The sequence below is a fragment of the Pseudomonas fluorescens genome (assembly GCF_000730425.1).
GTDB classification, from domain to species: domain Bacteria; phylum Pseudomonadota; class Gammaproteobacteria; order Pseudomonadales; family Pseudomonadaceae; genus Aquipseudomonas; species Aquipseudomonas fluorescens_X.
In genome coordinates, this window is the sequence record NZ_CP008896.1 from 2,743,710 (window position 1) to 2,768,204 (window position 24,495).

Genomic DNA, 24,495 nt, shown 5'->3' on the forward strand with positions numbered 1-24,495 from the left:
GACGCCTTGGGGGCTCAGGTGCGCTCGGCCCAGGCCGCGCGACTGAAAAATTTCATAGTGACCGCATGGATGCTGCCATCGGTGATCCACGGGTTCAAATGGGCATAGATCTGCTGCTGACGCTTGACCGGGCTCAATGCCGCCAGTTCATCGCTAATCACGTTCAGCTGGAAATTGCAGCCTTCGCCTTCAACTGCAACCTCAGTATTCGGCAGCTTTCCTTCAAGGAAGCTTTTAACTTCTAGGGCCTGCATGCTCAACCTCTATCGGCGCCCAGTGCGCGCGGGTCGCACATCATACAAAAAAGCCCCGCGCCTGCGAACCCCGCATAGCAGGACTCTGACGGGGGGCTTCTTCAATAATGTGTATTAAGGATGCGCCAACAGCTCGGTCAGACCAGAAACCTGGGCGATTTCCCGCATATCCTCGGGCAATGCGCGAATAGTGACAGGTTTGTTGACCTTTGCTGCGTCACGTAGGAAACACAAGAGCAATGACAAGCCAACACTGCTGGACTTCACCACCGACGAGCAATCGAGGACCAATACCGGCGCAGTGCTGGCATTGATCAGCGCCTGGCCCTGCTTGCGCAGTGCCGGCCCGGTGCTGTAGTCGAGCACGCCACTGAGGAGCAACTCGCCGGCCTGGCCTTGACGAACAGCCGATTCGATCATGGGGCCTGCTTCTCTGCTGCTTCTTCGGTCACTTCCTTGGCCTTGGCCACCTCACCGGCCCAACCATTGATGGTCTTGTCCAGGTCGTTGCCATTGCGCTGCATGGCATCGGCGAACTGATCACGGAACAGCTTGCCGATGTTGATGCCGTTGATGATCACGTTGCGCACCTTCCATTCACCGTTGATTTTCTCAAGGGTGTAGGAAACCGGATAAACCGAGCCATTGTTGCCCTTGACCTGCATGTCTACGCTGGTGCGGGTGCCGGACTCATCCTTGGCGGGGGAAACCACGATGCCCTGGTTGTTGTATTCCAGCAGGGCATTGCCATAGAACTGCATCAGGCTGCGCTTGAAGTTTTCCTGGAAGCGCTGCATCTGCTCGGGTGTAGCCTTGCGCGAGTACTTGACGGTCATGATGCTGCGGGAGATGCCGTCAGCGTCGACCACAGGGCCCACGATACCGTTGAGGGCATCGTAGAACGCGCTTGGGCTCTGCTTGTACTGCTCCTTGTTCGCGGCAAGGTCAGCCAGCAGTTCTTTGGTGGTTCTATCAATAATGTCATGCGCCGAAGGCGCCGCCACGGCGTTAGCCATCAATGGCAAGGCTGCCAACAGCACCAACAGGCCACGTCGCAAGGTAGAGATCATGAACAAACTCCTCATTTGGCGTCTTTACTAACCGTGTTAAGCAGGAATTTACCGATCAGGTCCTCCAGTACCAACGACGACTGTGTGTCATGAATGGTCGAACCATCCTTGAGCAAGGCTTCCTCCCCGCCCACGCTGATACCGATGTACTTCTCGCCCAGCAGACCCGCCGTGAGGATAGACGCCGTGGAGTCAGATGGCAGGTTATCTACCTTCTTGTCCACTTGCAGGGTCACTCGGCCGGTGAAACTGTCGCGGTCCAGATCGATTGCCGTGACCTTGCCGATGGTCACACCGGCCATGGTCACTTTAGCTCTGACCGTCAAACCGGCGATATTGTCGAAGTAGGCGTAAAGTTTATAGGTATCGGCGGCCGGGCTGGCCGACAGGCCGCTGACTCGCAGGGCGAGCAGCAGTAAAGCCAGGATGCCAGCCAGCAAGAAAAGGCCGACACCGATTTCCACAGTGCGGTTTTGCATCAGAAATCTCCAAACATCAAGGCGGTCAAAATGAAGTCAAGGCCCAGTACCGCCAACGAGGCGTATACAACGGTCTTGGTGGTGGCTCGACTGATCCCTTCTGAAGTGGGCTCACAGTCATAGCCCTGGAATACGGCGATCCAAGTCACGACAAAGGCGAAGACAATGCTTTTGATAATGCCATTGAGCACGTCACCGCTGAAAGTCACGCTGTTCTGCATGTTGGCCCAGTAGGAGCCCTCGTAGACCCCCAGCCAGTCCACCGCTACCCACGAACCGCCCCAGATCCCGACCACGCTGAAAATCATCGCCAGCAGTGGCAGGGAGATGAAGCCGGCCCACAGGCGCGGGGCAACAATGTACTTGAGCGGGTCCACACCGATCATTTCCAGGCTGGACAGCTGTTCAGTGGCCTTCATGTTGCCGATCTCGGCGGTCAAGGCCGAACCGGCACGCCCGGCAAACAGTAACGCCGTGACCACCGGCCCCAGTTCACGCAGCAGCGTCAGCGCAACCATCTGCCCCACTGCCTGCTCGGAACCATAACTGGACAGGATATTGAAGCCCTGCAACGCCAGCACCATGCCGATGAACACCCCGGAGACCACGATGATCACCAGGGACATCACGCCCACCGAGTGCAGCTGTTTGAGCAGCAGGCCAAAGCTGCCGCCGATACCGCCGCGGCCAAGCAAGGCGTGAAACAGGAAAATCGTCGAACGCCCGAGCACTTCGACGATGTCGATGCCGGAACGACCGAAAAGGCGAACCTTCTCGATTAAAGATGTCTTGCGCATCAGCGCTTCCCCAGAAGATCTGCGCGGTAATCCGCTGCCGGAAAATGAAAAGGCACCGGGCCATCAGGGTCGCCGGTCATGAATTGGCGGATCCGCGGGTTATCAGCATTCATCAACTCCTCAGGCGTACCCTGCCCCAACACCTGGCCATCGCCGACGACATAGAGGTAGTCGGCAATGCTCGCGGTTTCAGCCAGGTCATGGGAAACCACGATACTGGTGATGCCCAGTGCATCGTTGAGCAGGCGGATCAGGCGCACCAATACGCCCATGGCGATAGGGTCCTGGCCGACGAACGGTTCGTCATACATGAGGATCTGGGGGTCGAGGGCAATCGCGCGCGCCAGGGCGACACGCCGCTTCATACCGCCGGAGAGCTCATCGGGCATCAAGTCGATGGCACCGCGCAGCCCGACAGCTTGCAACTTCAGCAATACAATGTCGCGAATCATCTCTTCGGACAGCTGGGTGTGCACCCGCAGCGGGAACGCGACGTTTTCGAAAACGTCGAGGTCGGTGAACAGAGCGCCGCTCTGAAACAGCACCCCCATGTGCTTGCGCGCATCGAACAGGTCGCTGCGCGACAGGGTCGGCAGGTTCTGGCCATTGACCCAGACTTCCCCGGCGGTGGGGCGCAGTTGCATACCCATCAGACGCAGCAGGGTCGTCTTGCCACAGCCGGACGGCCCCATGATGCCCGTCACCTTGCCGCGGGGAATGCGAATATCGACGTTATTGAAGATGCTGCGCGTACCGCGCTTGAAGGAAAGGCCCTTCAGCTCGACCGCGTAGGCGTTATCGGCACTCATCTAAACTCCTTGGGATGCAGCTTCTCACTCAGACACCATGTTTGGGACAACTGCTTGCGACAGTTAGACACATGTGGACCGCGCGGACCGAACTGGCGGCGAACTATATCACTGCTGACATAAAGCGCCCAAGGCCGCAGCAGAGCTTGTTCAGAAACAGGACAGGTAAAAGCGCATTTGAACGTGATCTCGCATCCGAGTAGAACAAACCCTGACGAACTTGCGTGAGGGAATTGATCATTACCGCTATAATCGCCGACTTTTCGTCAGGCTATACGATTTCAGACATGAGCCAATCCAGCGACCTTATTCAATCCGCACAACGCACCATCCGCCTCGAGCTTGAAGCCGTAGAAGGCTTGCTGGCCCATATCGACGCAGATTTCGTACGCGCCTGCGAGATGATTCTGGCCAGCAAAGGCCGGGTTGTCGTGGTCGGCATGGGCAAGTCAGGCCATGTCGGCAACAAGATTGCCGCCACCCTGGCGAGCACCGGCACCACGGCGTTTTTCGTGCACCCGGCCGAAGCCAGCCATGGTGACATGGGCATGATTACCCGCGATGACGTGATTCTGGCCCTGTCCAATTCCGGCACCACCAACGAAATCGTGACCCTGCTGCCCCTGATCAAGCGCCTGGGGATCAAGCTGATCAGCCTGACCGGCAACCCGGACTCGACGCTGGCCAAGGCCGCCGAAGTCAACCTGAACGTACATGTGGCCCACGAGGCCTGCCCGCTGAACCTGGCGCCGACCTCCTCCACCACCGCCGCCCTGGTCATGGGCGACGCCCTGGCCGTGGCGTTGCTGGAAGCCCGTGGCTTTACCGCCGAAGATTTCGCTTTTTCCCACCCAGGTGGCGCCCTCGGCCGTCGCCTGCTGCTGAAAGTGGAAAATGTGATGCATACCGGCGATGAACTGCCCCAGGTACAACGCGGCACCCTGCTCAAGGATGCGTTGATGGAAATGACCCGCAAGGGCCTGGGCATGACCGTGATCCTCGAAGCCGACGGGCGCCTGGCCGGGGTCTTCACCGACGGCGACCTGCGCCGCACTCTGGACCGCACCATCGATATCCATACCGCGACCATCGATCAGGTCATGACCCCTCACGGCAAGACTGCACGCGCTGAAATGCTGGCGGCTGAGGCCCTGAAGATCATGGAAGACCACAAAATCGGCGCCCTGGTGGTGGTCGATGAGGCCGATCATCCGATTGGCGCCCTGAATATGCACGATTTGCTGCGCGCGGGAGTGATGTAAATGAACACCGACCTGTTGCAACGGGGCAAGGCCATCAAACTGGCGATTTTCGATGTGGATGGCGTGCTGACCGATGGTCGCCTCTACTTCCTCGAAGACGGTAGCGAATTCAAGACATTCAACACATTGGACGGCCAGGGCATCAAGATGTTGATGGCCTCTGGTGTGCAAACTGCGATTATCAGTGGTCGAAAGACTCCGGTCGTGGAGCGCCGCGCACAAAACCTGGGGATTCCTCACCTCTATCAGGGGCGCGAGGACAAACTGGTGGTCCTGGATGAGCTTCTTGGCAAACTCAACCTAAGCTATGAGCAGGTTGCCTATCTGGGCGACGACTTGCCTGACTTGCCGGTGATTCGCCGCGTCGGCCTGGGCATGGCCGTGGCCAATGCTGCGTCGTTTGTCCGCGAACACGCCCACGGCATTACCCAGGCCCGTGGCGGCGAAGGCGCTGCCCGCGAGTTCTGCGAACTGATCCTGCGAGCCCAGGGCAGCCTTGAAGCGGCCCACGCCGCCTACCTATAGAGCCTTCTATGCTGAGCAAAAAGATTCGCAACTTCCTGATATTCGGAGCCATCGCCGCACTGTTCCTCGCGGTGGGCTACTGGAATATCAGCCCGGAGCGCTTCCTCGACCAACCTGTTGCGCAGGTCGACCAGGGCGCCATCGACTATTACGCCACCAACGCCTACAGCGTGCAGTTCCTGCCTGACGGCAAGGTGCAGTACGAAATGACGTCGGACAAGGTCGAACACTTGAAGGCCTCGGAGGTCACATTGCTGACCAATCCGGACCTGAACCTGTATCGCGGCACCGAATTCCCGTGGCACGTCACCAGCAAGCGTGGCGAGGTCAACCCGGACGGCACCGAAGTGGAGTTGATCGACTCGGTACGCGTTGCCCGTACCGACGCCCAGAAGCGCGAGACCATTATTACCAGCAGTCGCATGACCGTATTCCCACAGAAGCAATATGCGCAGACCGAGCAAGACGTTAGAATCGACGGCGCTGGCGGTGTATCGACTGGCAAAGGAATGAAAGCGTATTTGAAAGAAAGCAGGATACACCTGCTATCGAACGTAAGAGGACAGTATGAGGCTCGTTAAAACCCTCCCTATTTTGCTCGGTCTGGGCGCAGCACTGGGAAGCGTGAGCGCCTGGGCTCTGCCGAACGATAGCCAGCAACCGATCCACATCTCGGCTGACGATGCGCAGTTGGATGACAAGAAAGGCATCGCGACCTACACCGGCGGCGTGATCATCACCCAAGGGTCGATGAAGATCACTGGCAACACGGTGACCCTGACTCGCACCCAGGCTGGCGATATAGACGTGGTGACTTCAGTAGGCAACCTGGCTTACTTTGAGCAGCAGCAGTCCGCTACCGATCCTGGCCCAATGAAGGGCTACGGCAAGACCATCCAGTATCACGCCCAACAGAACCGCATCGTGCTAATCGACCAGGCCAAGGTGCTGAGCCCCGATGGTAACTCCACGGAAGGTGAAAAAATCACCTATGACACCGTGAAGCAAGTCGCCAATGCCGGTCGCGCCAACGGCAACAAGGTCACTACACCACGTCCGCGCATCGACATGGTTATCCAGCCGAAGAAGAAGGCCCAGTAATGGCAACCCTGAAAGCCCAGCATCTGGCCAAGGCCTATAAAAGCCGTCAGGTCGTGCGCGACGTCAGCCTGTCGATCGACAGCGGCCAGATCGTCGGCCTGCTTGGCCCCAACGGTGCCGGCAAAACCACCTGTTTCTACATGATCGTAGGCCTGGTCCAGGCCGACCAGGGGCGTGTGTTGATCGACGACCTGGACGTCAGTCACCAGCCGATGCACGGTCGTGCACGGGCTGGTATCGGCTATCTCCCACAGGAAGCGTCGATTTTCCGCAAACTGTCAGTGTCCGACAACATCATGGCGATCCTTGAAACCCGCAAGGAGCTGGATCGTGACGGACGCCGCCAGGAGCTGGAAAGCCTGCTGCAGGAGTTCCACATCAACCATATTCGCGACAACCTCGGCATGAGCCTGTCCGGCGGCGAGCGTCGCCGCGTGGAAATCGCCCGCGCCCTGGCCACTGCACCGAAGTTCATCCTGCTGGATGAGCCCTTCGCCGGTGTCGACCCGATCTCGGTAGGCGACATCAAGCAGATCATCCATCACCTAAAGGCCAAGGGGATCGGCGTATTGATCACCGACCACAACGTGCGCGAGACCCTGGATATCTGCGAAACCGCGTATATCGTCAACGACGGTCAACTGATTGCCGAAGGTGATTCTGCCACTATCCTGGCCAACGAACTGGTCAAGGAAGTGTATCTGGGGCACGAGTTCCGCCTGTAAACACCGTAGTGCCAGGACATTCGCCATCAGGCGCGGGAGTCAATAAAAACCTCATTATTTTTATTGTTACCGCGCTCTAGGCAAAGCCCCCGATATCAGGCATATAATTTGCTTATGTTTGGCGCTCACGCGCCCTGTCGTGGATGGCGCATTGCGCCGGCGAATAAGGTGTTAAGCCCCTGCCATGAAACCATCGCTAGTCCTGAGAATGGGCCAGCAGCTGACGATGACACCGCAGCTGCAACAGGCCATCCGCCTGCTCCAATTGTCGACCCTGGACCTGCAACAGGAAATCCAGGAGGCCCTGGAGTCCAACCCGATGCTCGAACGCCAGGAAGAAGGCGACGACTTCGACAATGCCGACCCACTGGCCGACAACATAGAGCAAAAACCCAACACCGACGTCCAGGAACCGTCCTATCAGGAAACCGCCCCCACAGTGGATAACCTGGAAGAAGGCGAATGGAACGAACGCATCCCCAATGAACTGCCGGTGGATACGGCCTGGGAGGATGTCTACCAGACCAGTGCCAGCAGCCTGCCCAGCAACGACGATGACGAGTGGGACTTCACCACCCGCACCTCCGTCGGAGAGAGCCTGCAGAGCCACTTGCTGTGGCAACTGAACCTTGCCCCGATGTCCGACACCGATCGCCTGATCGCCGTGACCCTGATCGACTGCATCAATAATCAGGGCTACCTGGACGAGACTCTCGACGAAATCCTCGAGGCCTTCGATCCGGAACTGGACATCGAGCTGGACGAAATCGAAGCGGTCCTGCACCGCATCCAGCAATTCGAGCCTGCCGGTATCGGCGCACGCAATCTCAGCGAGTGCCTGTTGCTGCAACTGCGCCAGTTGCCCGCCAAGACCCCGTGGCTGGCCGAAGCCCAACGCCTGGTCACCGACTATATCGATCTGCTGGGCAGCCGCGACTACAGCCAGTTGATGCGCCGGATGAAGCTCAAGGAAGATGATCTGCGCCAGATCATTGAACTGGTGCAGAGCCTTAACCCCCGTCCCGGCTCGCAGATCGAGTCCAGCGAAGCCGAATATGTCGTCCCCGATGTAATTGTGCGCAAGGACAACGAGCGCTGGCTGGTGGAACTGAACCAGGAGTCGGTGCCACGCCTGCGAGTCAACCCGCAATACGCAGGTTTCGTGCGCCGGGCCGATACCAGCGCCGACAACACCTTCATGCGTAACCAGTTGCAGGAGGCGCGCTGGTTCATCAAGAGTCTGCAAAGCCGTAACGAGACGCTGATGAAAGTGGCCACCCAGATCGTCGAACACCAGCGCGGCTTCCTGGAGTACGGCGACGAGGCAATGAAACCGTTAGTGCTGCATGACATTGCCGAAGCCGTGGGCATGCATGAATCGACTATTTCCAGGGTGACCACGCAGAAATTCATGCATACCCCACGGGGCATATATGAGCTGAAATACTTTTTCTCCAGCCACGTCAGCACCTCCGAAGGCGGCGAATGCTCGTCCACGGCGATCCGCGCGATCATCAAAAAACTGGTTGCTGCGGAAAATCAGAAAAAGCCGTTGAGTGACAGCAAGATCGCTGGTTTACTGGAGGCACAAGGCATTCAGGTCGCCCGTCGAACCGTCGCCAAGTACCGCGAGTCCCTTGGGATCGCGCCTTCCAGCGAGCGTAAGCGGTTGATGTGACGGGCGGGCCACAGCGTTCCAGTGGCGGGTATTCCTACCCGCCGCTTTATGCACTGGCAACGAAGGAGAAGCTGTATGCAAGTCAACATCAGTGGACACCAACTGGAAGTGACCGAACCGCTGCGCGCCTACATCAGCGAGAAGCTCAAACGAATTGAGGGGCATTTCGACAAGATCACCAATGTGCAAGTCATCATGTCTGTCGAAAAGCTGAAGCAGAAAATCGAAGCCACCTTGCGTATACCCGGCGGGGAAGTAGTCGCCAATGCAGAGCATTCAGACATGTATGCCGCCATTGACGACCTCACCGACAAGCTGGATCGCCAAATCAAAAAGCATAAGGAAAAGCAGCAAAGCCTTCTTCAAGGCACAGGCCGCTAACACTCCCCACCCATGATTCGACTTGAAACCATCCTGACCCCCGGCCGTTCCCTCGTGAACGCGCCGGGCGGCAGCAAAAAGAAAGCCCTCGAACAGATTGCCAACCTGATCAGTCGCGAAGTGCCTGAACTGTTGATGCAAGATGTGTACGAGGCCCTGATCGCGCGTGAAAAACTCGGCTCAACCGGTTTTGGCAACGGCATCGCGATTCCTCATTGCCGCCTCAAAGGCTGTGAAACACCGGTAAGCGCCCTGCTGCACCTGGACACCCCCACTGATTTCGACGCCATCGATGGCGCCCCGGTTGACCTGCTGTTTGTGCTGCTGGTCCCGGAGGCAGCCACCGATGCGCACCTGGAACTGCTCCGGCAGATTGCCAGCATGCTCGACCGTGAAGAAGTACGTAAGAAACTGCGTAGCGCCAGCACCAATGAGGCGCTGTATCAGGTTGTCCTGGATGAGCAAAGCGGGCATTAATCATGCGTTTGATCATCGTCAGCGGACGTTCCGGCTCGGGTAAAAGTACTGCCCTCAACGTGCTTGAGGACAATGGGTTTTATTGCATCGACAACTTGCCGGCCGGCCTGCTGCCAGAATTGGCCGAACGCGCGTTGATCCATACCGAGCTGGCACAACCATTGGTGGCAGTGTCGATCGACGCACGCAACTTGCCCAGCCACCTCACGCGATTCCCGGAGTTGCTTGAAGAGGTACGCGCCAAGCATATCCATTGCGATGTGCTGTACCTGGATGCCGACGAAGAAACGCTGCTCAAGCGCTTCTCGGAAACCCGTCGCCGCCACCCGCTGAGCAGCCCGCACCGCTCGCTGGCGGAAGCCATCGAGGACGAGACCAAGCTGCTGGGGCCAATCATCGATTTGGCCGACCTCAAGATCAACACCACTAGCCTAAACCTTTACCAACTGCGTGATGCCATCAAGCTACGCCTGCTGAACCAGCCGGAACCCGGCACGGCATTCCTGGTTGAGTCCTTTGGTTTCAAGCGGGGCATGCCAGTGGACGCCGACCTGGTGTTTGATGTGCGCTGCTTGCCAAACCCTTATTGGAAACCGGAACTGCGCGATCAGTCAGGGCTGGACCAGCCAGTTGCCGAGTACCTGGCAGCTCAACCGGATGTTGAGGAGATGTTCCAGGATATCTCCAGCTACCTGCTCAAGTGGCTACCGCGCTTTGCCGCCAGCAACCGGGCCTATGTCACCATTGCCATCGGCTGTACCGGCGGGCATCACCGCTCCGTCTACCTGACCGAGCGCCTGGGCCAGGTCTTGCAGAAAACCCTCAAGAATGTCCAGGTTCGCCACCGCGACCTTAGCTGAAAGGAACACCTTCGCGATGCCCGCTCTGGAAATTGAAATCATCAACAAACTGGGCTTGCATGCCCGCGCCTCGGCTAAATTTGTCGGGGTTGCGGGCCAGTTTCCTTGCCAGATCCGCGCCGGGCGTACACCAGAATCCATGGTCGACGGCAAAAGCATCATGGCCATGATGATGCTGGCTGCCGGCAAGGGCACCACGATTCATCTGAAGACCGAAGGTGAGCAAGAACAGGAAGCGCTGGATGCACTGGTGAAGTTGATCAACAACTACTTCGATGAAGGCGAATAGCCCTCGCCCAACCTGAACCCCCTGCGTACGGGCTTATGTAGGAACTGGCTTGCCAGCTCCTACATTGGTTTGCGCGTCAGCCCAGCGCTGTATCCATGGCCATCATCAAGCAAAACCCGATGCACAAGCCAAGACTGGCAAGCTTGTCATGGCCGTTACGCCGCGACTCGGGGATCACCTCATGAGTCACCACCAATAACATCGCTCCGGCCGCCAGTGCCAGGCCCAGCGGCAACAGCATCTCGGCCAGGCTGACCAACCAGGCACAGAGCACGGCAAACACCGGCTCTACCAAACCCGAGGCAGCACCGATCAGGAATGCCTTGACCCGCGACATCCCGGCCCCTGCCAGTACCAACGCAATCACCAGCCCTTCGGGCACATCCTGCAAGGCAATGCCCATGGCCAGGCTATCCGCGTCGGGCATGCCGCCACCGGCAGAGACACCGACAGCCATGCCTTCGGGAATATTGTGGGCGATGATTGCAAACACAAAGAGCCAGATACGCGGTGGAATCACCGGTTTGTCAGGCGTACCCACCAGCATTTCCGGGCTGGCCCCGGAAACCTTGCGATCCACCAGGAACAAACCGAACGCCCCCAGCATGATGCCAAAGCTGATCAAGCCGCTGGAGGCCCAGGGCGTCAGCCCCAGGTTTTCGGCGGCGGCAATCCCCGGCACGACCAGGGAAAACGCCGTCGCCGCCAACATCACGCCAGCACCAAAACCCAATAGTGTGTCGCTGACCGCCAACGGCATCCTCCGGATCACCAGCACCGGCACCGCCCCCAACGCCGTGCCCAACGCACAGATCGCCCCACCTTGCAGCGCGCGCAGGATCCGCGGTTCCAGGTTCAGCCAGGCCAGCCCGTGGGCCACCAGCAATGCAGTTCCCGCCAATAGCAGCAGCGAGCCAAATGCATAGCGGAACATTCGCACGCTGCTGATCGCCAGTGTTTCAGTGCCCATAGTCGGCCTTAGGTCTTGTCATGAGAGTGCATTAAGCCAGTGCAGCCTGGTAGCGCTCAGCGACTTCCGGCCAGTTGATAACACTGTAGAAGGCATTGATGTACTCAGGACGGCGGTTTTGATACAGCAGGTAGTAGGCGTGTTCCCATACGTCCAGACCGAGGATAGGCGTATTGCCGCTCATCAGCGGGCTGTCCTGATTGCCACTGCTTTCGACCACCAGGGTCTTTTGTGGGGTCACACTCAGCCAGGCCCAACCACTGCCGAAGCGGGTCAGCGCGGCCTTGGTGAAGGCTTCCTTGAACCCATCAAAACCACCCAGTTGCGCATCAATCGCCTGACCCAGGGCGCCCTCAGGCTTACCGCCCCCCTTGGGCGACATGACCGCCCAGAACAACGAGTGGTTGGCATGCCCGCCCCCCTGGTTGATCACCGCAGCACGGAGTTTTTCCGGCAATTGCTGGACGCTGGAGACCAGTTTCTCGATAGGCCAGCCTGCGAACTCTGTGCCTTCGACGGCGGCATTGAGGTTATTGATATAGGTCTGGTGGTGTTTGGTGTAGTGAATCTCCATGGTTTGCGCATCGATATGCGGCTCCAGGGCATCGTAGGCGTAAGGCAAGGCAGGCAAGGTGTAGGACATATCAATGTGCTCCATAAAAAGGGCTGTTGCGGGTCGACGCATCCGTCTGCGTCCTATTGCTGCCCAGCAAGCGATGGGTACGGGGGTACTCGCCGTGATCGCTGATGAAATTCAACAGTTCGACGTAGGTCTTGCTGCTCTGACGCAAGGCCGCCTCACGCAAGGGCTGAGGTAGCCGAGTGTCCTGCATGGCCTGCAGCAAACGCTGGTGAATGGCGCAGAGGTATTCGGCGCTTTCTTCAGGCTGATTCAGACGCAGATGCAGGTCCGCCAGGTTGTGATGGGATATAACGCAGGCTGCCACCGCCTCGTCGGCATCACCCCAGCGCTCGAACAACACTTGAGCCAACGCCAGGGCTTGAAGGTAATGCTCGCGGGCATCCACCAGTTCGCCCTGCATAAAGCAGCGATTGGCCCGTTCGATCGTGCGTTTCCAGTGCTCCATGGTGAGCCTCCAAAGCAGGGTCGGTAATTACACGCCACCTGCCGTGAGCTTTTCCGGATCCAGGAGGACTTCCAGTTGGCTGCGGGGCAAGTCGGTGTGTTCGAGCGCCACATCAATCACCGGGCGGCCTTGTTGATAGGCTTTTTTGGCGATTTCAGCGGCCTTTTGGTAACCAATGATCGGGTTGAGTGCAGTGACCAGAATCGGGTTGCGCGACAGCGCTTCCTTGAGCTTGGGTTCGTTGACCTTGAAGCTGGCGATGGCCTTGTCCGCCAGCAAACGGCTCGAATTGGCCAGCAACTCCAGGCTGCCGAGCAGGTTCTGGGCAATGATCGGCAGCATTACGTTCAGCTCGAAGTTGCCGGATTGACCGGCGACCGTGATCACACTGTCGTTGCCGATCACTTGAGCCGCGACCATCGCGGTAGCCTCTGGAATCACCGGATTGACCTTGCCCGGCATGATCGACGAGCCAGGCTGCAGGCCTTCGAGCTCAATTTCACCGAGGCCTGCGAGTGGACCGGAGTTCATCCAGCGCAGGTCGTTGGCGATTTTCATCAACGATACGGCAATGGCTTTCAACTGGCCGGAGACGGCGACGGCAGTGTCCTGGGAGCCAATCAAGGCGAACAGGTTCTTGCCCGGCGTGAACTGGACCTGGGTCAGGCTGCTCAGTTGCTGACTGAAACGCACAGCAAACTCAGGATGCGCATTGATCCCGGTACCTACAGCAGTACCGCCCTGGGCCAGGGCCTGGAGGCTTGGCAGCAAGCCCTGCAGGTGACCGATATTGGCCTTGAGTTGCTGTGCCCATCCATCGAGGACCTGACTCATGCGCACCGGCATGGCATCCATCAAGTGAGTGCGCCCGGTCTTGATGAACGGGTGGACTTCTACCGCCTTGCGCTCGATGACCTCAACCAGATGCAGCAGCGCCGGCAAGGTCTGCTCATGCAGTACCAGTGCAGCGCTGACGTGAATCGTGGTCGGGATGATGTCGTTGCTGCTTTGCCCGCAATTGACATGGTCGTTGGGGTTGACCGGCTCGCCCAGCAGGCGGCTGGCCAGGGTCGCAATCACTTCGTTGGCATTCATGTTGGAGCTGGTGCCAGAACCGGTCTGGAAGATATCCACCGGGAAGTGCTGCATGAAGTCGCCTTCCAACAAGCCTTGGGCGGCTTCGACGATAGCCTTGCCCTGGCCTTCGCTGATTTGCTTGAGATCGACGTTGGCCTTGGCGGCCGCAGCCTTGGCCAGGATCAGGGCGCGAATGAACTGGGTCGGCATGCGTTGGTGGCTGATCGGAAAATTGTTCACCGCACGCTGAGTCTGGGCGCCATACAAAGCCTCTGCGGGGACTTGCAACTCGCCCATGCTGTCACGTTCGATACGGGTATTACTCATCGGAAGATCCTTGCACCAAGTCGGAGTGAGAAATAGAAGGCAACAATTGGCAGGTCGCCAATTGCCAGGCAAACGTCTGCCAGCGCTTGAGTCGGCAGGCACAGTGAGAGAGGTTTTCCAAGTCGCGCAGCGGACGCCAGGCCTGGTCCAGGCACGTAGAGCGCCAGTGCCAGGGCAAGGCGATATCGGTGGCGGTATCGATCAGCAAGCGGAACGAGGTCTCGGCAATGGTCCACGGGTGCGTGGCCGTACAGCAGGCCAGGTAGCGGCCTTCGTTCAGGTAATGCTCAATCAGGCGTGGCTCGTCAGGGTTGAGCCCGCAACGAATCTGGCGACTCATCCAGCGCCAGCTTTCCAGGTAGGGATCCTCGTGCAGGACAGAACTCATGATCCGCGCTCGCTCGATAATGATATTTATTATTAAATGATATTGAGAATCAAAACAAGCTATTGAACCTATAGCTTTGTCAACCTTGTGATATTCCAGGCAAAAAAAAGCGCCACCCCAGGGGCGGCGCTGTCGTGTAACAGTGGTGTTTAGCTGCCGGCGACGGTCATGCGCTCGATCAACACCGAGCCAGTGCGAATATTGCTGCGCAGTTCCAGATCGTTACCCACGGCAACGATCTGCCTGAACATATCGCGCATATTGCCGGCGATGGTCACTTCCTGGACGGCGAACTGAATCTCGCCATTCTCCACCCAGAACCCCGCCGCACCACGGGAATAGTCGCCAGTCACCATGTTCAAGCCATGGCCCATCAACTCGGTCACCAGCAAGCCACGACCCATGCGCCGCAGCAGCGCCGCCTGGTCTTCATCGCCATGGGTCACGAACAGGTTGTGCACGCCACCGGAGTTGGCAGTACTCGGCAAACCCAGCTTGCGCCCGGCATAGGTGCCAAGCACGTAGGACACCAACTCGCCCTTCTCGACAAACGGCTTGGCGTAGGTCGCCAGGCCATCACCATCAAAGGCCGAACTGCCCATGGCGCGCATCAGGTGCGGGCGCTCATCCAGGGTCAGCCACTCGGGAAACAACTTCTGCCCCAACGCGCCCTCAAGGAACGACGATTTGCGGTACAGGTTGCCCCCAGAAATCGCCCCCAGGAAGCTGCCGAACAGACCACCCGCCAACTCCGCCGAAAACAGCACCGGCACTTCGCAAGTTGGCACCGGGCGAGCGCCCAGGCGGCTCGCCGCCCGTTGCGCGGCGCGTTGGCCAATGCTCACCGGATCCGCCAACAGCTCACCCTGGCGACTCACGTCATACCAGTAGTCACGCTGCATCTGGCCATCGGCCTCGGCGATCATCACGCAGCTCAAACTATGCCGCGTCGACGCGTAGCCGCCGATAAACCCATGGCTGTTGCCATACACACGGCAACCCTGATGGGTGCTCAGGGTGGTGCCATCGGCATTCTTGATCCGGCTGTCGGTATCAAACGCTGCGGCTTCGCAGGCCAGGGCCTTTTCGATGGCCTGCTCGGGAGTGATATCCCAGGCGTGATACAGATCGAAATCTTTCAGGTCCCGCGCCATCAAGGCCGCATCCGCCAAGCCCGAGGCCTCGTCTTCAGAGGTGTGCTTGGCAATCGCCAATGCGGCGGCGACGGTTTCACGTATAGCTTCCGGGCCGCTGGCCGAGGTACTGGCAGAGCCCTTGCGCTGCCCCATATACAAGGTGATGCCAAAACCCTGGTCGCGGTTGAACTCAACGGTTTCCACTTCCCGCTGACGTACCGAAGTCGACAGGCCCTGCTCCAGCGACACTGCCACTTCACAGGCACTGGCACCCTGGCGCTTGGCCTCATTGATGATCTGCTCAACTTGTTCCTGCAGTGCCGGTAATGCTTGTGGACCGACGCTTTGGGCTGCACTCATGGTTTTCTCCACTCAAATTCTGCTTTCGGTTAAGGCCATCGAGCGACCGGGCCGGACAAGCGGCCCCCGACTGGTTATCATGGCGGCGTTTCTTTGCGGACTGCCACCATGGTTGATTCTTACGACGACTCCCTCGATGGGGAGAAAAGCAAAACCCAGGTCAAACGCGAGCTGCATGCTCTGGTTGATCTCGGCGAGCGCCTTACAACACTCAAGCCGGACTTGATTGCCAAACTGCCACTGACCGACGAAATGCGCCGGGCCCTGGCGGATGCACCCAAGCACACCGCGAACATTGCGCGTAAACGGCACATCATGTTTATCGGCAAGTTGATGCGCGACCAGGACACTGACGCCATTCTGACCTTGCTCGACCAACTCGATGCCTCTACCCGCCAGTACAACGAACGTTTCCATAACCTGGAACGTTGGCGCGACCGCCTGATCGGCGGTGACGACGCCGTCTTGGAGAAGTTCGTCCTGGACTATCCGGATGCCGACCGCCAGCAACTGCGCTCCCTGATCCGTCAGGCCCAGCACGAACTGGCACAGAACAAGGCGCCGGCCACCAGCCGTAAAATCTTCAAGTACATCCGTGAGCTGGACGAGACTCAACGCGGCCTGCGTTGATCCTCTTCCCCGGGTGGCGATCCTCGCCACCCGAAGCTCCACGTCTTACGACCCCGTGCCACCCACGGTGATCGCATCAATTTTCAGGGTTGGCTGGCCGACACCGACCGGTACCGACTGCCCATCCTTGCCACACATCCCCACACCGCTGTCCAGCGCCAGGTCGTTACCGACCATCGACACCTTGCTCATCGCTTCCGGGCCGTTGCCAATCAGGGTTGCTCCCTTGACCGGTGCAGTGATTTTACCGTCCTCGATCAAATAGGCTTCGCTGGTGGAGAACACAAACTTGCCGCTGGTGATATCCACCTGGCCCCCGCCAAGGTTGGCACAGTAGATCCCACGCTTCACCGAGGCAATGATCTCTGCCGGGTCGCTTTCGCCCGCCAGCATGTAGGTATTGGTCATGCGCGGCATCGGCAAATGCGCGTAGGACTCGCGACGACCGTTGCCGGTGCGAGCCACGCCCATCAGGCGCGCGTTGAGCTTGTCTTGCATGTAGCCCTTGAGCACGCCGTTTTCAATCAGCGTGGTGCACTCGGTCGGCGTGCCTTCATCGTCGACGCTCAGGGACCCCCGGCGACCGGCCAACGTGCCGTCATCGACGATGGTGCAGAGCTTCGAGGCGACCATTTCGCCCATGCGCCCGCTGTAGGCAGAGCTGCCCTTGCGATTGAAGTCACCCTCCAGACCATGCCCCACTGCTTCATGCAGCAATACACCGGACCAGCCCGAGCCAAGCACCACCGGCAGCGTACCGGCCGGCGCAGGAATGGCTTCCAGGTTGACCAGTGCCTGGCGCAATGCCTCGCGGGCATAGCCCATGGCACGGTCTTCGGTGAGGAAATAGCGATAATCCGTACGCCCGCCGCCGCCATGGCCGCCGCGCTCGCGACGGCCATTCTGCTCGACGATCACACTGACATTGAAGCGCACCAACGGCCGCACATCCGCCGCCAGGCTGCCATCGGTAGACGCCACCAGAATGCGCTCCCAGACCCCGGCCATGCTCACGCTCACCTGCTGGATACGTGGATCAAGGGCACGGGTCGCAGCATCCACACGCTTGAGCAACTCGACTTTTTCAGCGCGGCTGATCACTTCCAGCGGGTTGTCCGGGCCATACAACTGGGTCACGTCCTGGGTGCTGAAAGCCTGCACGGTACCGTTCTGCCCGGCACGGGAAATCGAACGCGCCGCGCGGGCGGCCAGGCCCAAGGCTTCAAGGGTGATCGCATTGCTGTAGGCAAAGCCGGTCTTTTCACCGGACTGCGCACGCACACCCACCCCTTGGTCCAGGTTGAAGCTACCGTCCTTGACGATCCCGTCTTCCAGGGACCATGACTCGGAGATCTGGCCCTGGAAATACAGGTCTGCGGCATCGATGCCCGGCCCGGCCAGATCGCCCAGTACGGTTTGCAGACTTTCGATGGTCACGCCACCGGGCGCCAGGAGGTGTTCACTGACTGAGGACAACAACTCGCTCATAGGTTCGGCCTTAAATTCATCGTTCTGAAGCAGGTCGCTGTGCGCCCTGCGAAAAAAAGCGCCGGTGGCCTGCCACCGGCATGCGCGCCCGTATCGACGCTTGTTCGCTGCTATCGCGCTCGGCCAACAACACCGCTTCGCCTTGATCCTGTTGTGCCAGTACACGTCCCCACGGGTCGACAATCGCCCCATGTCCATAGGTTTCCCGCGGCCCCGGGTGCACACCACCTTGTGCGGCCGCCAGCAGATAGCACTGGGTTTCGATGGCTCGGGCCCGAATCAGCACATCCCAGTGCGCAGCGCCGGTTACCGCCGTAAAGGCCGAGGGCGCGGTAATCAATTCGGCCCCCGCTGCACGCAATTCGCTGTACAGCTCCGGGAAGCGCAGGTCATAACAGACTGTCAGCCCCAGGCGCCCGACCGGCGTATCGGCCACCACCACCTGGTTGCCGTAAGCATAGTCGTCAGATTCACGATAACGACCACGGGCGTCAGCCACATCCACGTCAAACAAGTGCAGCTTGTCGTACCGCGCCACGACCTGCCCCTGCGCATCGATCAACAGCGAGCAGGCGTTGGACTTGGCATCGGGCTGATCCAGTGGGGGCAATGGCAATGTGCCGGCCACTATCCATAACTTGAGGTCACGGGCGGCCAGTTTCAACCAGGGCAGGATCGGCCCCTCGCCCAGCGCTTCCGCACGACCAATAGCCGCCACATCACGGCGACCCATGGCGGCAAAATTTTCCGGCAGGACCGCCAGTTGTGCGCCCCCTGCTGCCGCCTGCTCCAGCAAGCGTCGAGCCTGGGCCAGGTTGGCCAGAACATCGTTCTGGCTGACCATCTGGATTACCGCAAAAGACATGGGCCGATACTCCATAAAAAGCATGGGGCCATGCTACTCCACAGGCGCTTATTGTGGTTTTTCAAATGGCTTGTCGAAGGTGATTTTTGGATCTTTCCAGGGCCCTTCCACCTTGTATTGGACACTGGCGAAACGCGAGACCCGATCACCGATCAGCTTGTCGATCAGGAACAATGCGCCACCAATGGCCGGCGCCCCCACAATCAATGCGGCAATCGGCAGGTTGTTGGTCACCGGCAAGGTCACCAGCAACTTGGCATCAACCCGGTCGGCCACCAGGTCCAGGGTGCCGTTAAGCTCCAGATTGCTCGACGGCCCCGTGAGGATAATCGGCTCACGGGTCACAAACACACCATTGCTGGCAGCCAGCAGCCCCTTGACCCGGTCGTAGCTCAGGCCTTTGCCAAGCAAGTCCGAGAAGTCCAGGCGTAAACGCCGGCCAATCGAGTTGAAGTTCAGCAGGCCAAACACCCGCAACGCCTGGGCACCGCCCTCGACCTCGACGAACTGGCCCTTGCGGAATGATGCATCCAGGCTGCCGGAAAAACGCTTGGGACCCACCCAGGCAGGCGAACCCGGCCAGCGCCCGTCAACGTCCAGATGGAAGTCCTGGCTGGTCACCGTGGGCGCAAATCCCCAGCCCTTGAGCACATCGGCGATGTTCTTGCCATCCAGGCGCCCCTTGTACCAACTGCTGCTGGCACCCGGCGCTCCTTCCCAGCCCCCGGCCCCCTTGAGCTGCATGCCTTTCAGGCCCAGGTCGAGGCTGTTGAAGGCCATGCCTTTGGCAGTCGGGCGAACCTTCAATGACCAGGCACCGATCAAGTCGGGCCCCTGGAACAACTGGCCAATGGCAATATCCAGCGCCGGAATGTCCTTGGGATCGATGCCCGCCAGGGGATCAGGCGCGTTTTCATCGGCCTGCACCGTAGGATCGACCGCAGGCAACTTCACGTATTGCAGGTTGATGGCGATCGGGGCGCCCTTGGCATCCGGCAGCCCAACAGTGCCCTTGGCTTGCTGGCTGTCGAACTGCAGCCCCCAGGCCGCGGGCTTGCGATCCAATTGCAGGTTGACCTGATCGAAGCGGGTACCAAACCCCGTCAGCCTGCCGATCTTGAAGTCGGCACTGCTCAACAGTTGCTTGGCATTACCGCCCGGATCATTGCCCGTGTAGCGGTCCATCAATTTCTTCCAGGGATCGATATCCAGCTCCGACAGCACACCGCGAATGCGCAAGCCCTTGCCTCCCGGCAACAAGGCATCGCCATCACCGAGAAACAGCTCACCACGGCCCTGGGCAAAGTTGTCTGCCGGGGCGGCAAAGGTAAAGTTCGCCAGCTCGCCATAATCAAACCAGTACCGCCGCTCCGCGCCCTGCAAGGTCATGCGGAACACGCTGTCGCGGCCCTGGCTGGCCGGCATGCCAAATGGCGCGGGCAAGTCCACCATCACCCCCTTGAGACTGGAACTGACCCGCAGTTGGCTGTCGGCACCGTCCAGATCCAGTTGCAGTTGGTACGGGATATCCCCGGACACCGGCAACGGCTGGCTGACTTTCAACCAGTCAGTGAGCCGCTTGACCGTCACCTGGCCCCTGGCCGTGACCCGTGTACTGAGATTGCCAGGCTTGCCATCGGCAGCAATCTGCGCCGTGATGGGCTGGTCGAAGGCCTGGGCGCTGATGTTCTGGCCACTCAGGCCCTTGGCGCTGTCGAAGCGGAACTCGCCCTTTAGCTGGTTCAGGTCCAGCGGCGGCTCGGCCAGTTGCAGTCGAGCCTTGTCGGTCTTGAAGTCCACCACGATTTTCGGCTCGGTGCCCTTGGCCAGGGGAATATCCAGATCCAGGGAACCCTGCAGGTCGCCCTCGCCTTTCCAGCCTGCGAACGTCGACGCTGTGCCGATGGGCGCTTCCTGAAGGATCTTCAAGCCGTCCCCCAACCCGCCAGCAAAGCCACCCGTGAGCAGCAGATGGCTGTCCTGCCCGGCAAGCGCATGGGGAATATTGACGTAGATATCCTTGACCTTGGTGTCGAGCAATTGCCCCTTGCTGGCCAGGATGCGCACACCGGTCTCTTCGACAAACACTTCACCGGCCACCTTGCTGACATGGGGCCAGCCAGGCTGGAACGCCAGTTCGGCGTCATGCACCTTGAAGAACAGGCTGATATTGCGCGCAGCCGTCACCGCGTCGTGGTTCAGCGAGCCTTGATATTGGAAGAAACCTTCATCGACCGCGCCCTTGAGAATTGCCGTACGCAGCCACTCACCCAGGGCCGGGCTCAGGACTGCCGGCAGGTATTTGGGGGTAAAACGTCCATCGCCCTCGACCATGCCGACCCGCAGGTCCATGTAGTCTTCCTGGCTATGATCGAAATGCAGGCGAATCAGGAAATCCGCCGCGACCTTGCCCTCTTCCCCCAGCACCTTGATATAGGGCGCGATCAACGTGAAGCCTTGTTTGTCCAGCTTCCACGTCAGGCGCGCATTGGCCTGGATGTACTGCCAGGGCTTGGCGAAAATCGGGTCCAGGTGCAAGACAAAATCCTTGCTGTCCATGCGCAGTTCGCCCTGCCCCAGGTCGCCACTGATGCTGCCGGAGACATTGCGGGCCGCCGGCGCGCCGAAATAGGCGTCAAAGCCCACGCGGTCAAGGTTGGCAGCAAAGCTCACGCGCTGGTCGCCCGTCTCTTGGGGACGATAATCCACCAGCACATTGCGCAGCACACCCGTAGCCTTCAACGCTTCGACGGTCTTGGCAACCCCTTCGGGCAATGGCGCCAGGGCGTTGAGCAAGGGGGTAATCGGCGTCAGGTCCAGGCGGTCGGCCTGAAGCTTCCAGGTCTCCTGGGCCTTGTCGGTGGCCAGGGTTTGCAGCAATTGCAGGTGGGACTCCCAACGAGTGTCGCCCAGGTTCATGGCCAACGAATCGAAGACCACTTTCAGGCCGCTGTCACTGCGCTGCAGATAGGCCGTCAAGCCCAGATTCTGGATGCTCGCGGGTTTGCGCTGGGCATAACGGACCTTCACTTGCGGCGCATTGAGTCGGGCTGCAGCGCTTTGCAGCGTGCCATTGGCCCAAGTCAGCCAGAATTCACCGCCGGCTTTCAATTCGCTGAGTTTCCATTCCCTGGTCAACTTCGCCGGAATCCATTGTGCCCAATTGCTCTGGGGCAGGCTCAGGTAAGCCTGGACTTCACCGTCGCGCCATTGGCTGGCACGGATCCGCGTGCGCAGGCTCAGGGCCAGCGGCTGACCATCGGGCAGAGTCAAGCGGGCATCCAGTCGCTGGCGGGTAGTACCGGTTTGCAGGCTCAGGCCCACATAGGTCAAGGTCAGCGGCGCCTGCTCAAACGGCTGCAAGGTGACCTGGCTGTCCAGCAGCGAGACCTTCGCCACCGCCTGCATGCGCTTGAGCAACAGTTCCGGGTCCAGGGGCTGGTCATCCTGCACCGGCAGGCCTTGCAGTGCCCAACGGCCATCCTGGTCTTCCTTGACACTGAGCCGCAAGCCACTGACTTCCAGGTGGGCGACACGCACATCCCACGCCAGCAGGCTGGCCCAGACGTCGGGCACCACTTGTACCTGGTCCAGGCGCACGGCGCTGCTGCCCTCACCGACCATTACGTCGTGGGCCAACAGGACTGGGGCAAAGCCACTCCAGCGCCCTTCCAGGCTGCCGATGCTCAGGGGCATGTCGAGCGCCGCCTGCGCCTTGGCCTCGACTTCAGCACGGTACTCCGCCACCAATGGCGTCAGTTCACGACCCAGGCTGACGTAGACCGCCGCCAGTACCAACAGCAATGCACACAGGCCAAGGCCCCAACGGGTCAGTGCGGCAAAAAAGCGTTTCAGACGCTCCATGTCAGGCGACCCTCAAGGTAATAGTCGGACGGCAGATCAAGGTCTGCCGGTCTCGTTGAAAAGGACTGACGCGGATCAGAGCAGCACCACGTCGTATTGTTCCTGGGAATACATGGTTTCGACCTGGAAACGGATGGTGCGGCCAATAAAGCCCTCCAATTCCGCTACGTTGCCCGACTCTTCGTCGAGCAACCGGTCGACCACCTTCTGGTTGGCCAAGACTCTGTAACCCTCGGCCTGGTAAGCGCGTGCCTCCCGTAGGATTTCCCGAAAAATTTCGTAGCAAACCGTTTCCGGGGTCTTCAACTTGCCGCGCCCCTGGCAACTGCTGCACGGCTCGCACAGTACTTGCTCCAGACTTTCACGGGTACGCTTGCGGGTCATTTGCACCAGGCCCAGCTCGGTGATCCCGATGATATTGGTCTTGGCGTGATCGCGTTCCAGTTGCTTCTCAAGGGTGCGCAACACCTGGCGCTGGTGCTCTTCATCTTCCATGTCGATGAAGTCAATGATGATGATCCCGCCCAGGTTGCGCAGGCGCAGTTGGCGGGCAATGGCCGTGGCGGCTTCGAGGTTGGTCTTGAAGATGGTTTCTTCAAGGTTGCGATGGCCAACGAACGCGCCAGTGTTCACGTCAATGGTGCTCATGGCTTCCGCCGGGTCCACCACCAGGTAGCCACCGGACTTGAGCGGCACCTTGCGCTCCAGGGCCTTCTGGATTTCGTCCTCGACGCCATACAGGTCGAAAATCGGCCGTTCACCGGGGTAGTGTTCCAGGCGGTCGGCGATTTCCGGCATCAACTCGGCAACAAATTGTGTGGTGCGCTGGAAGGTTTCCCGCGAATCGATGCGAATTTTCTCGATCTTGGGGCTGACCAGATCACGCAGTGTGCGCAGGGCCAGGCCCAGGTCCTCATAGATGACGCTCGGCGCGCCGATGGTCTTGATCTGGGCACCGATCTGGTCCCACAGGCGCCGCAGGTAGCGGATGTCCATGAGGATTTCATCGGCACCGGCCCCTTCGGCGGCGGTGCGCAGGATAAAACCACCTGCTTCCTTGATGCCTTCAGCCGCCACGCAATCGCTGACCACCTTTTTCAGGCGCTCACGCTCGCCTTCGTCTTCGATCTTCAGGGAAATGCCGACATGGGCGGTGCGTGGCATATACACCAGGTAGCGCGAAGGAATCGACAACTGCGTGGTCAGACGCGCGCCCTTGGAGCCGATCGGATCCTTGGTGACTTGCACCACCAGGCTTTGCCCTTCATGCACCAGGGCGCTGATGCTCTCGACAGCCGGACCTTCGCGCAGGGAAATTTCCGAGGCATGGATAAACGCCGCACGGTCCAGGCCGATATCGACAAAGGCCGCCTGCATCCCCGGCAACACCCGGACGACCTTGCCCTTATAGATATTGCCAACGATCCCGCGCTTCTGGGTGCGCTCGACGTGCACTTCCTGCAAAACACCGTTTTCTACCACCGCCACGCGTGATTCCATCGGCGTGATATTGATCAGAATCTCTTCACTCATGGCTGGGTCTCGTTCAGGCGTTTTCACAATAGTGGCCGATCGCTTAAATGTGGCGCTGGAGT

The 24,495-nt window shown here is 59.5% G+C and carries 27 protein-coding genes; 11 read left to right on the top strand and 16 right to left on the bottom strand.

The features are described from left to right. Nucleotides 1–14: 14 nt before the first annotated feature. The 6 genes from HZ99_RS12050 to HZ99_RS12075 form a co-directional block, all read right to left on the bottom strand. Nucleotides 15–254, bottom strand: a complete 240-nt coding sequence (locus tag HZ99_RS12050; RefSeq protein ID WP_010567702.1) for a BolA family protein — start codon at nt 252–254, stop codon at nt 15–17. Nucleotides 255–368: 114 nt separating this feature from the next. Continuing rightward, the gene (locus HZ99_RS12055) at nt 369–674 is read right to left on the bottom strand and encodes an STAS domain-containing protein (protein WP_038443318.1); all 306 of its coding nucleotides are present in this window, start codon (nt 672–674) and stop codon (nt 369–371) included. After that, the gene (locus HZ99_RS12060; RefSeq protein WP_038443319.1) at nt 671–1,324 is read right to left on the bottom strand and encodes an MlaC/ttg2D family ABC transporter substrate-binding protein; all 654 of its coding nucleotides are present in this window, start codon (nt 1,322–1,324) and stop codon (nt 671–673) included. Before HZ99_RS12060 ends, HZ99_RS12055 begins: the two co-directional genes overlap by 4 nt. 11 nt (nt 1,325–1,335) lie before the next feature. After that, nucleotides 1,336–1,803: an outer membrane lipid asymmetry maintenance protein MlaD gene (gene mlaD / locus HZ99_RS12065; protein ID WP_038443320.1), complete on the bottom strand. Its 468-nt coding sequence runs from the start codon at nt 1,801–1,803 to the stop codon at nt 1,336–1,338. Further along, nucleotides 1,803–2,600: a lipid asymmetry maintenance ABC transporter permease subunit MlaE gene (gene mlaE, locus HZ99_RS12070; protein ID WP_038443321.1), complete on the bottom strand. Its 798-nt coding sequence runs from the start codon at nt 2,598–2,600 to the stop codon at nt 1,803–1,805. The genes mlaD and mlaE overlap by 1 nt, the downstream gene beginning before the upstream one ends. Further along, nucleotides 2,600–3,409: an ATP-binding cassette domain-containing protein gene (locus HZ99_RS12075; protein ID WP_038443322.1), complete on the bottom strand. Its 810-nt coding sequence runs from the start codon at nt 3,407–3,409 to the stop codon at nt 2,600–2,602. Before HZ99_RS12075 ends, mlaE begins: the two co-directional genes overlap by 1 nt. Before the next feature lie 287 nt (nt 3,410–3,696). Between HZ99_RS12075 and HZ99_RS12080 the strand changes: the two genes are divergently transcribed. From HZ99_RS12080 to HZ99_RS12125, 10 genes are all read left to right on the top strand, one after another. Next, a complete protein-coding gene (locus HZ99_RS12080) occupies nt 3,697–4,671 on the top strand; it encodes a KpsF/GutQ family sugar-phosphate isomerase (protein WP_038443323.1) in 975 nt (324 codons plus the stop codon). Then, nucleotides 4,672–5,196, top strand: coding sequence for a KdsC family phosphatase (locus HZ99_RS12085; RefSeq protein ID WP_038443324.1), 525 nt, complete (start codon nt 4,672–4,674; stop codon nt 5,194–5,196). Between the two features lie 8 nt (nt 5,197–5,204). Next, on the top strand, nt 5,205–5,777 hold the full coding sequence (gene lptC / locus HZ99_RS12090; protein ID WP_038443326.1) for an LPS export ABC transporter periplasmic protein LptC: 573 nt from the start codon (nt 5,205–5,207) through the stop codon (nt 5,775–5,777). After that, complete coding sequence (gene lptA, locus HZ99_RS12095; RefSeq protein WP_038443327.1) at nt 5,764–6,297, top strand: lipopolysaccharide transport periplasmic protein LptA; 534 nt, start codon at nt 5,764–5,766, stop codon at nt 6,295–6,297. Before lptC ends, lptA begins: the two co-directional genes overlap by 14 nt. Beyond that, entirely contained in the window at nt 6,297–7,022 is a 726-nt protein-coding gene (gene lptB, locus HZ99_RS12100) for an LPS export ABC transporter ATP-binding protein (RefSeq protein WP_029291791.1), read from the top strand. Before lptA ends, lptB begins: the two co-directional genes overlap by 1 nt. Before the next feature lie 184 nt (nt 7,023–7,206). After that, complete coding sequence (locus HZ99_RS12105) at nt 7,207–8,700, top strand: RNA polymerase factor sigma-54 (protein ID WP_038443328.1); 1,494 nt, start codon at nt 7,207–7,209, stop codon at nt 8,698–8,700. Nucleotides 8,701–8,775: 75 nt separating this feature from the next. Continuing rightward, complete coding sequence (gene hpf / locus HZ99_RS12110) at nt 8,776–9,081, top strand: ribosome hibernation-promoting factor, HPF/YfiA family (protein WP_032860085.1); 306 nt, start codon at nt 8,776–8,778, stop codon at nt 9,079–9,081. A gap of 12 nt (nt 9,082–9,093) precedes the next feature. Beyond that, the gene (gene ptsN / locus HZ99_RS12115) at nt 9,094–9,558 is read left to right on the top strand and encodes a PTS IIA-like nitrogen regulatory protein PtsN (RefSeq protein ID WP_038443330.1); all 465 of its coding nucleotides are present in this window, start codon (nt 9,094–9,096) and stop codon (nt 9,556–9,558) included. Nucleotides 9,559–9,560: 2 nt separating this feature from the next. After that, a complete protein-coding gene (gene rapZ, locus HZ99_RS12120; RefSeq protein ID WP_038443332.1) occupies nt 9,561–10,418 on the top strand; it encodes an RNase adapter RapZ in 858 nt (285 codons plus the stop codon). A 16-nt stretch (nt 10,419–10,434) separates the two neighbouring features. Continuing rightward, nucleotides 10,435–10,707 carry an HPr family phosphocarrier protein gene (locus HZ99_RS12125; protein WP_038443333.1) on the top strand — a complete coding sequence of 91 codons (273 nt, stop codon included), beginning with the start codon at nt 10,435–10,437 and terminating at the stop codon, nt 10,705–10,707. A gap of 76 nt (nt 10,708–10,783) precedes the next feature. Here the strand turns inward: HZ99_RS12125 and HZ99_RS12130 are convergent, their stop codons facing one another. From HZ99_RS12130 to pmbA, 6 genes are all read right to left on the bottom strand, one after another. Then, nucleotides 10,784–11,677, bottom strand: coding sequence for a ZIP family metal transporter (locus HZ99_RS12130; RefSeq protein ID WP_038443334.1), 894 nt, complete (start codon nt 11,675–11,677; stop codon nt 10,784–10,786). Nucleotides 11,678–11,708: 31 nt separating this feature from the next. After that, on the bottom strand, nt 11,709–12,320 hold the full coding sequence (locus HZ99_RS12135; protein ID WP_038443336.1) for a superoxide dismutase: 612 nt from the start codon (nt 12,318–12,320) through the stop codon (nt 11,709–11,711). Nucleotide 12,321: 1 nt separating this feature from the next. Continuing rightward, on the bottom strand, nt 12,322–12,765 hold the full coding sequence (locus tag HZ99_RS12140; RefSeq protein ID WP_038443338.1) for a hypothetical protein: 444 nt from the start codon (nt 12,763–12,765) through the stop codon (nt 12,322–12,324). Between the two features lie 27 nt (nt 12,766–12,792). Then, on the bottom strand, nt 12,793–14,169 hold the full coding sequence (locus tag HZ99_RS12145) for a class II fumarate hydratase (protein WP_038443339.1): 1,377 nt from the start codon (nt 14,167–14,169) through the stop codon (nt 12,793–12,795). Then, nucleotides 14,162–14,557 (bottom strand): hypothetical protein, encoded by a 396-nt coding sequence (locus HZ99_RS12150; protein ID WP_038443340.1) that lies wholly within the window; start codon nt 14,555–14,557, stop codon nt 14,162–14,164. Before HZ99_RS12150 ends, HZ99_RS12145 begins: the two co-directional genes overlap by 8 nt. Before the next feature lie 149 nt (nt 14,558–14,706). Continuing rightward, complete coding sequence (gene pmbA / locus HZ99_RS12155; RefSeq protein ID WP_038443342.1) at nt 14,707–16,053, bottom strand: metalloprotease PmbA; 1,347 nt, start codon at nt 16,051–16,053, stop codon at nt 14,707–14,709. A 108-nt stretch (nt 16,054–16,161) separates the two neighbouring features. Between pmbA and yjgA the strand changes: the two genes are divergently transcribed. Further along, entirely contained in the window at nt 16,162–16,683 is a 522-nt protein-coding gene (yjgA, locus tag HZ99_RS12160) for a ribosome biogenesis factor YjgA (protein ID WP_029291815.1), read from the top strand. A 45-nt stretch (nt 16,684–16,728) separates the two neighbouring features. On the opposite strand, the gene tldD is transcribed toward yjgA, so the two are convergent. The 4 genes from tldD to rng form a co-directional block, all read right to left on the bottom strand. Beyond that, nucleotides 16,729–18,171, bottom strand: coding sequence for a metalloprotease TldD (tldD, locus tag HZ99_RS12165; RefSeq protein WP_029291818.1), 1,443 nt, complete (start codon nt 18,169–18,171; stop codon nt 16,729–16,731). A gap of 16 nt (nt 18,172–18,187) precedes the next feature. Next, entirely contained in the window at nt 18,188–19,036 is an 849-nt protein-coding gene (locus HZ99_RS12170; RefSeq protein WP_038443344.1) for a carbon-nitrogen hydrolase family protein, read from the bottom strand. 48 nt (nt 19,037–19,084) lie between these two features. Continuing rightward, nucleotides 19,085–22,900 (bottom strand): YhdP family protein, encoded by a 3,816-nt coding sequence (locus tag HZ99_RS12175; protein ID WP_038443345.1) that lies wholly within the window; start codon nt 22,898–22,900, stop codon nt 19,085–19,087. A gap of 75 nt (nt 22,901–22,975) precedes the next feature. Then, entirely contained in the window at nt 22,976–24,433 is a 1,458-nt protein-coding gene (rng, locus tag HZ99_RS12180) for a ribonuclease G (protein ID WP_038443347.1), read from the bottom strand. Nucleotides 24,434–24,495: the final 62 nt, after the last annotated feature.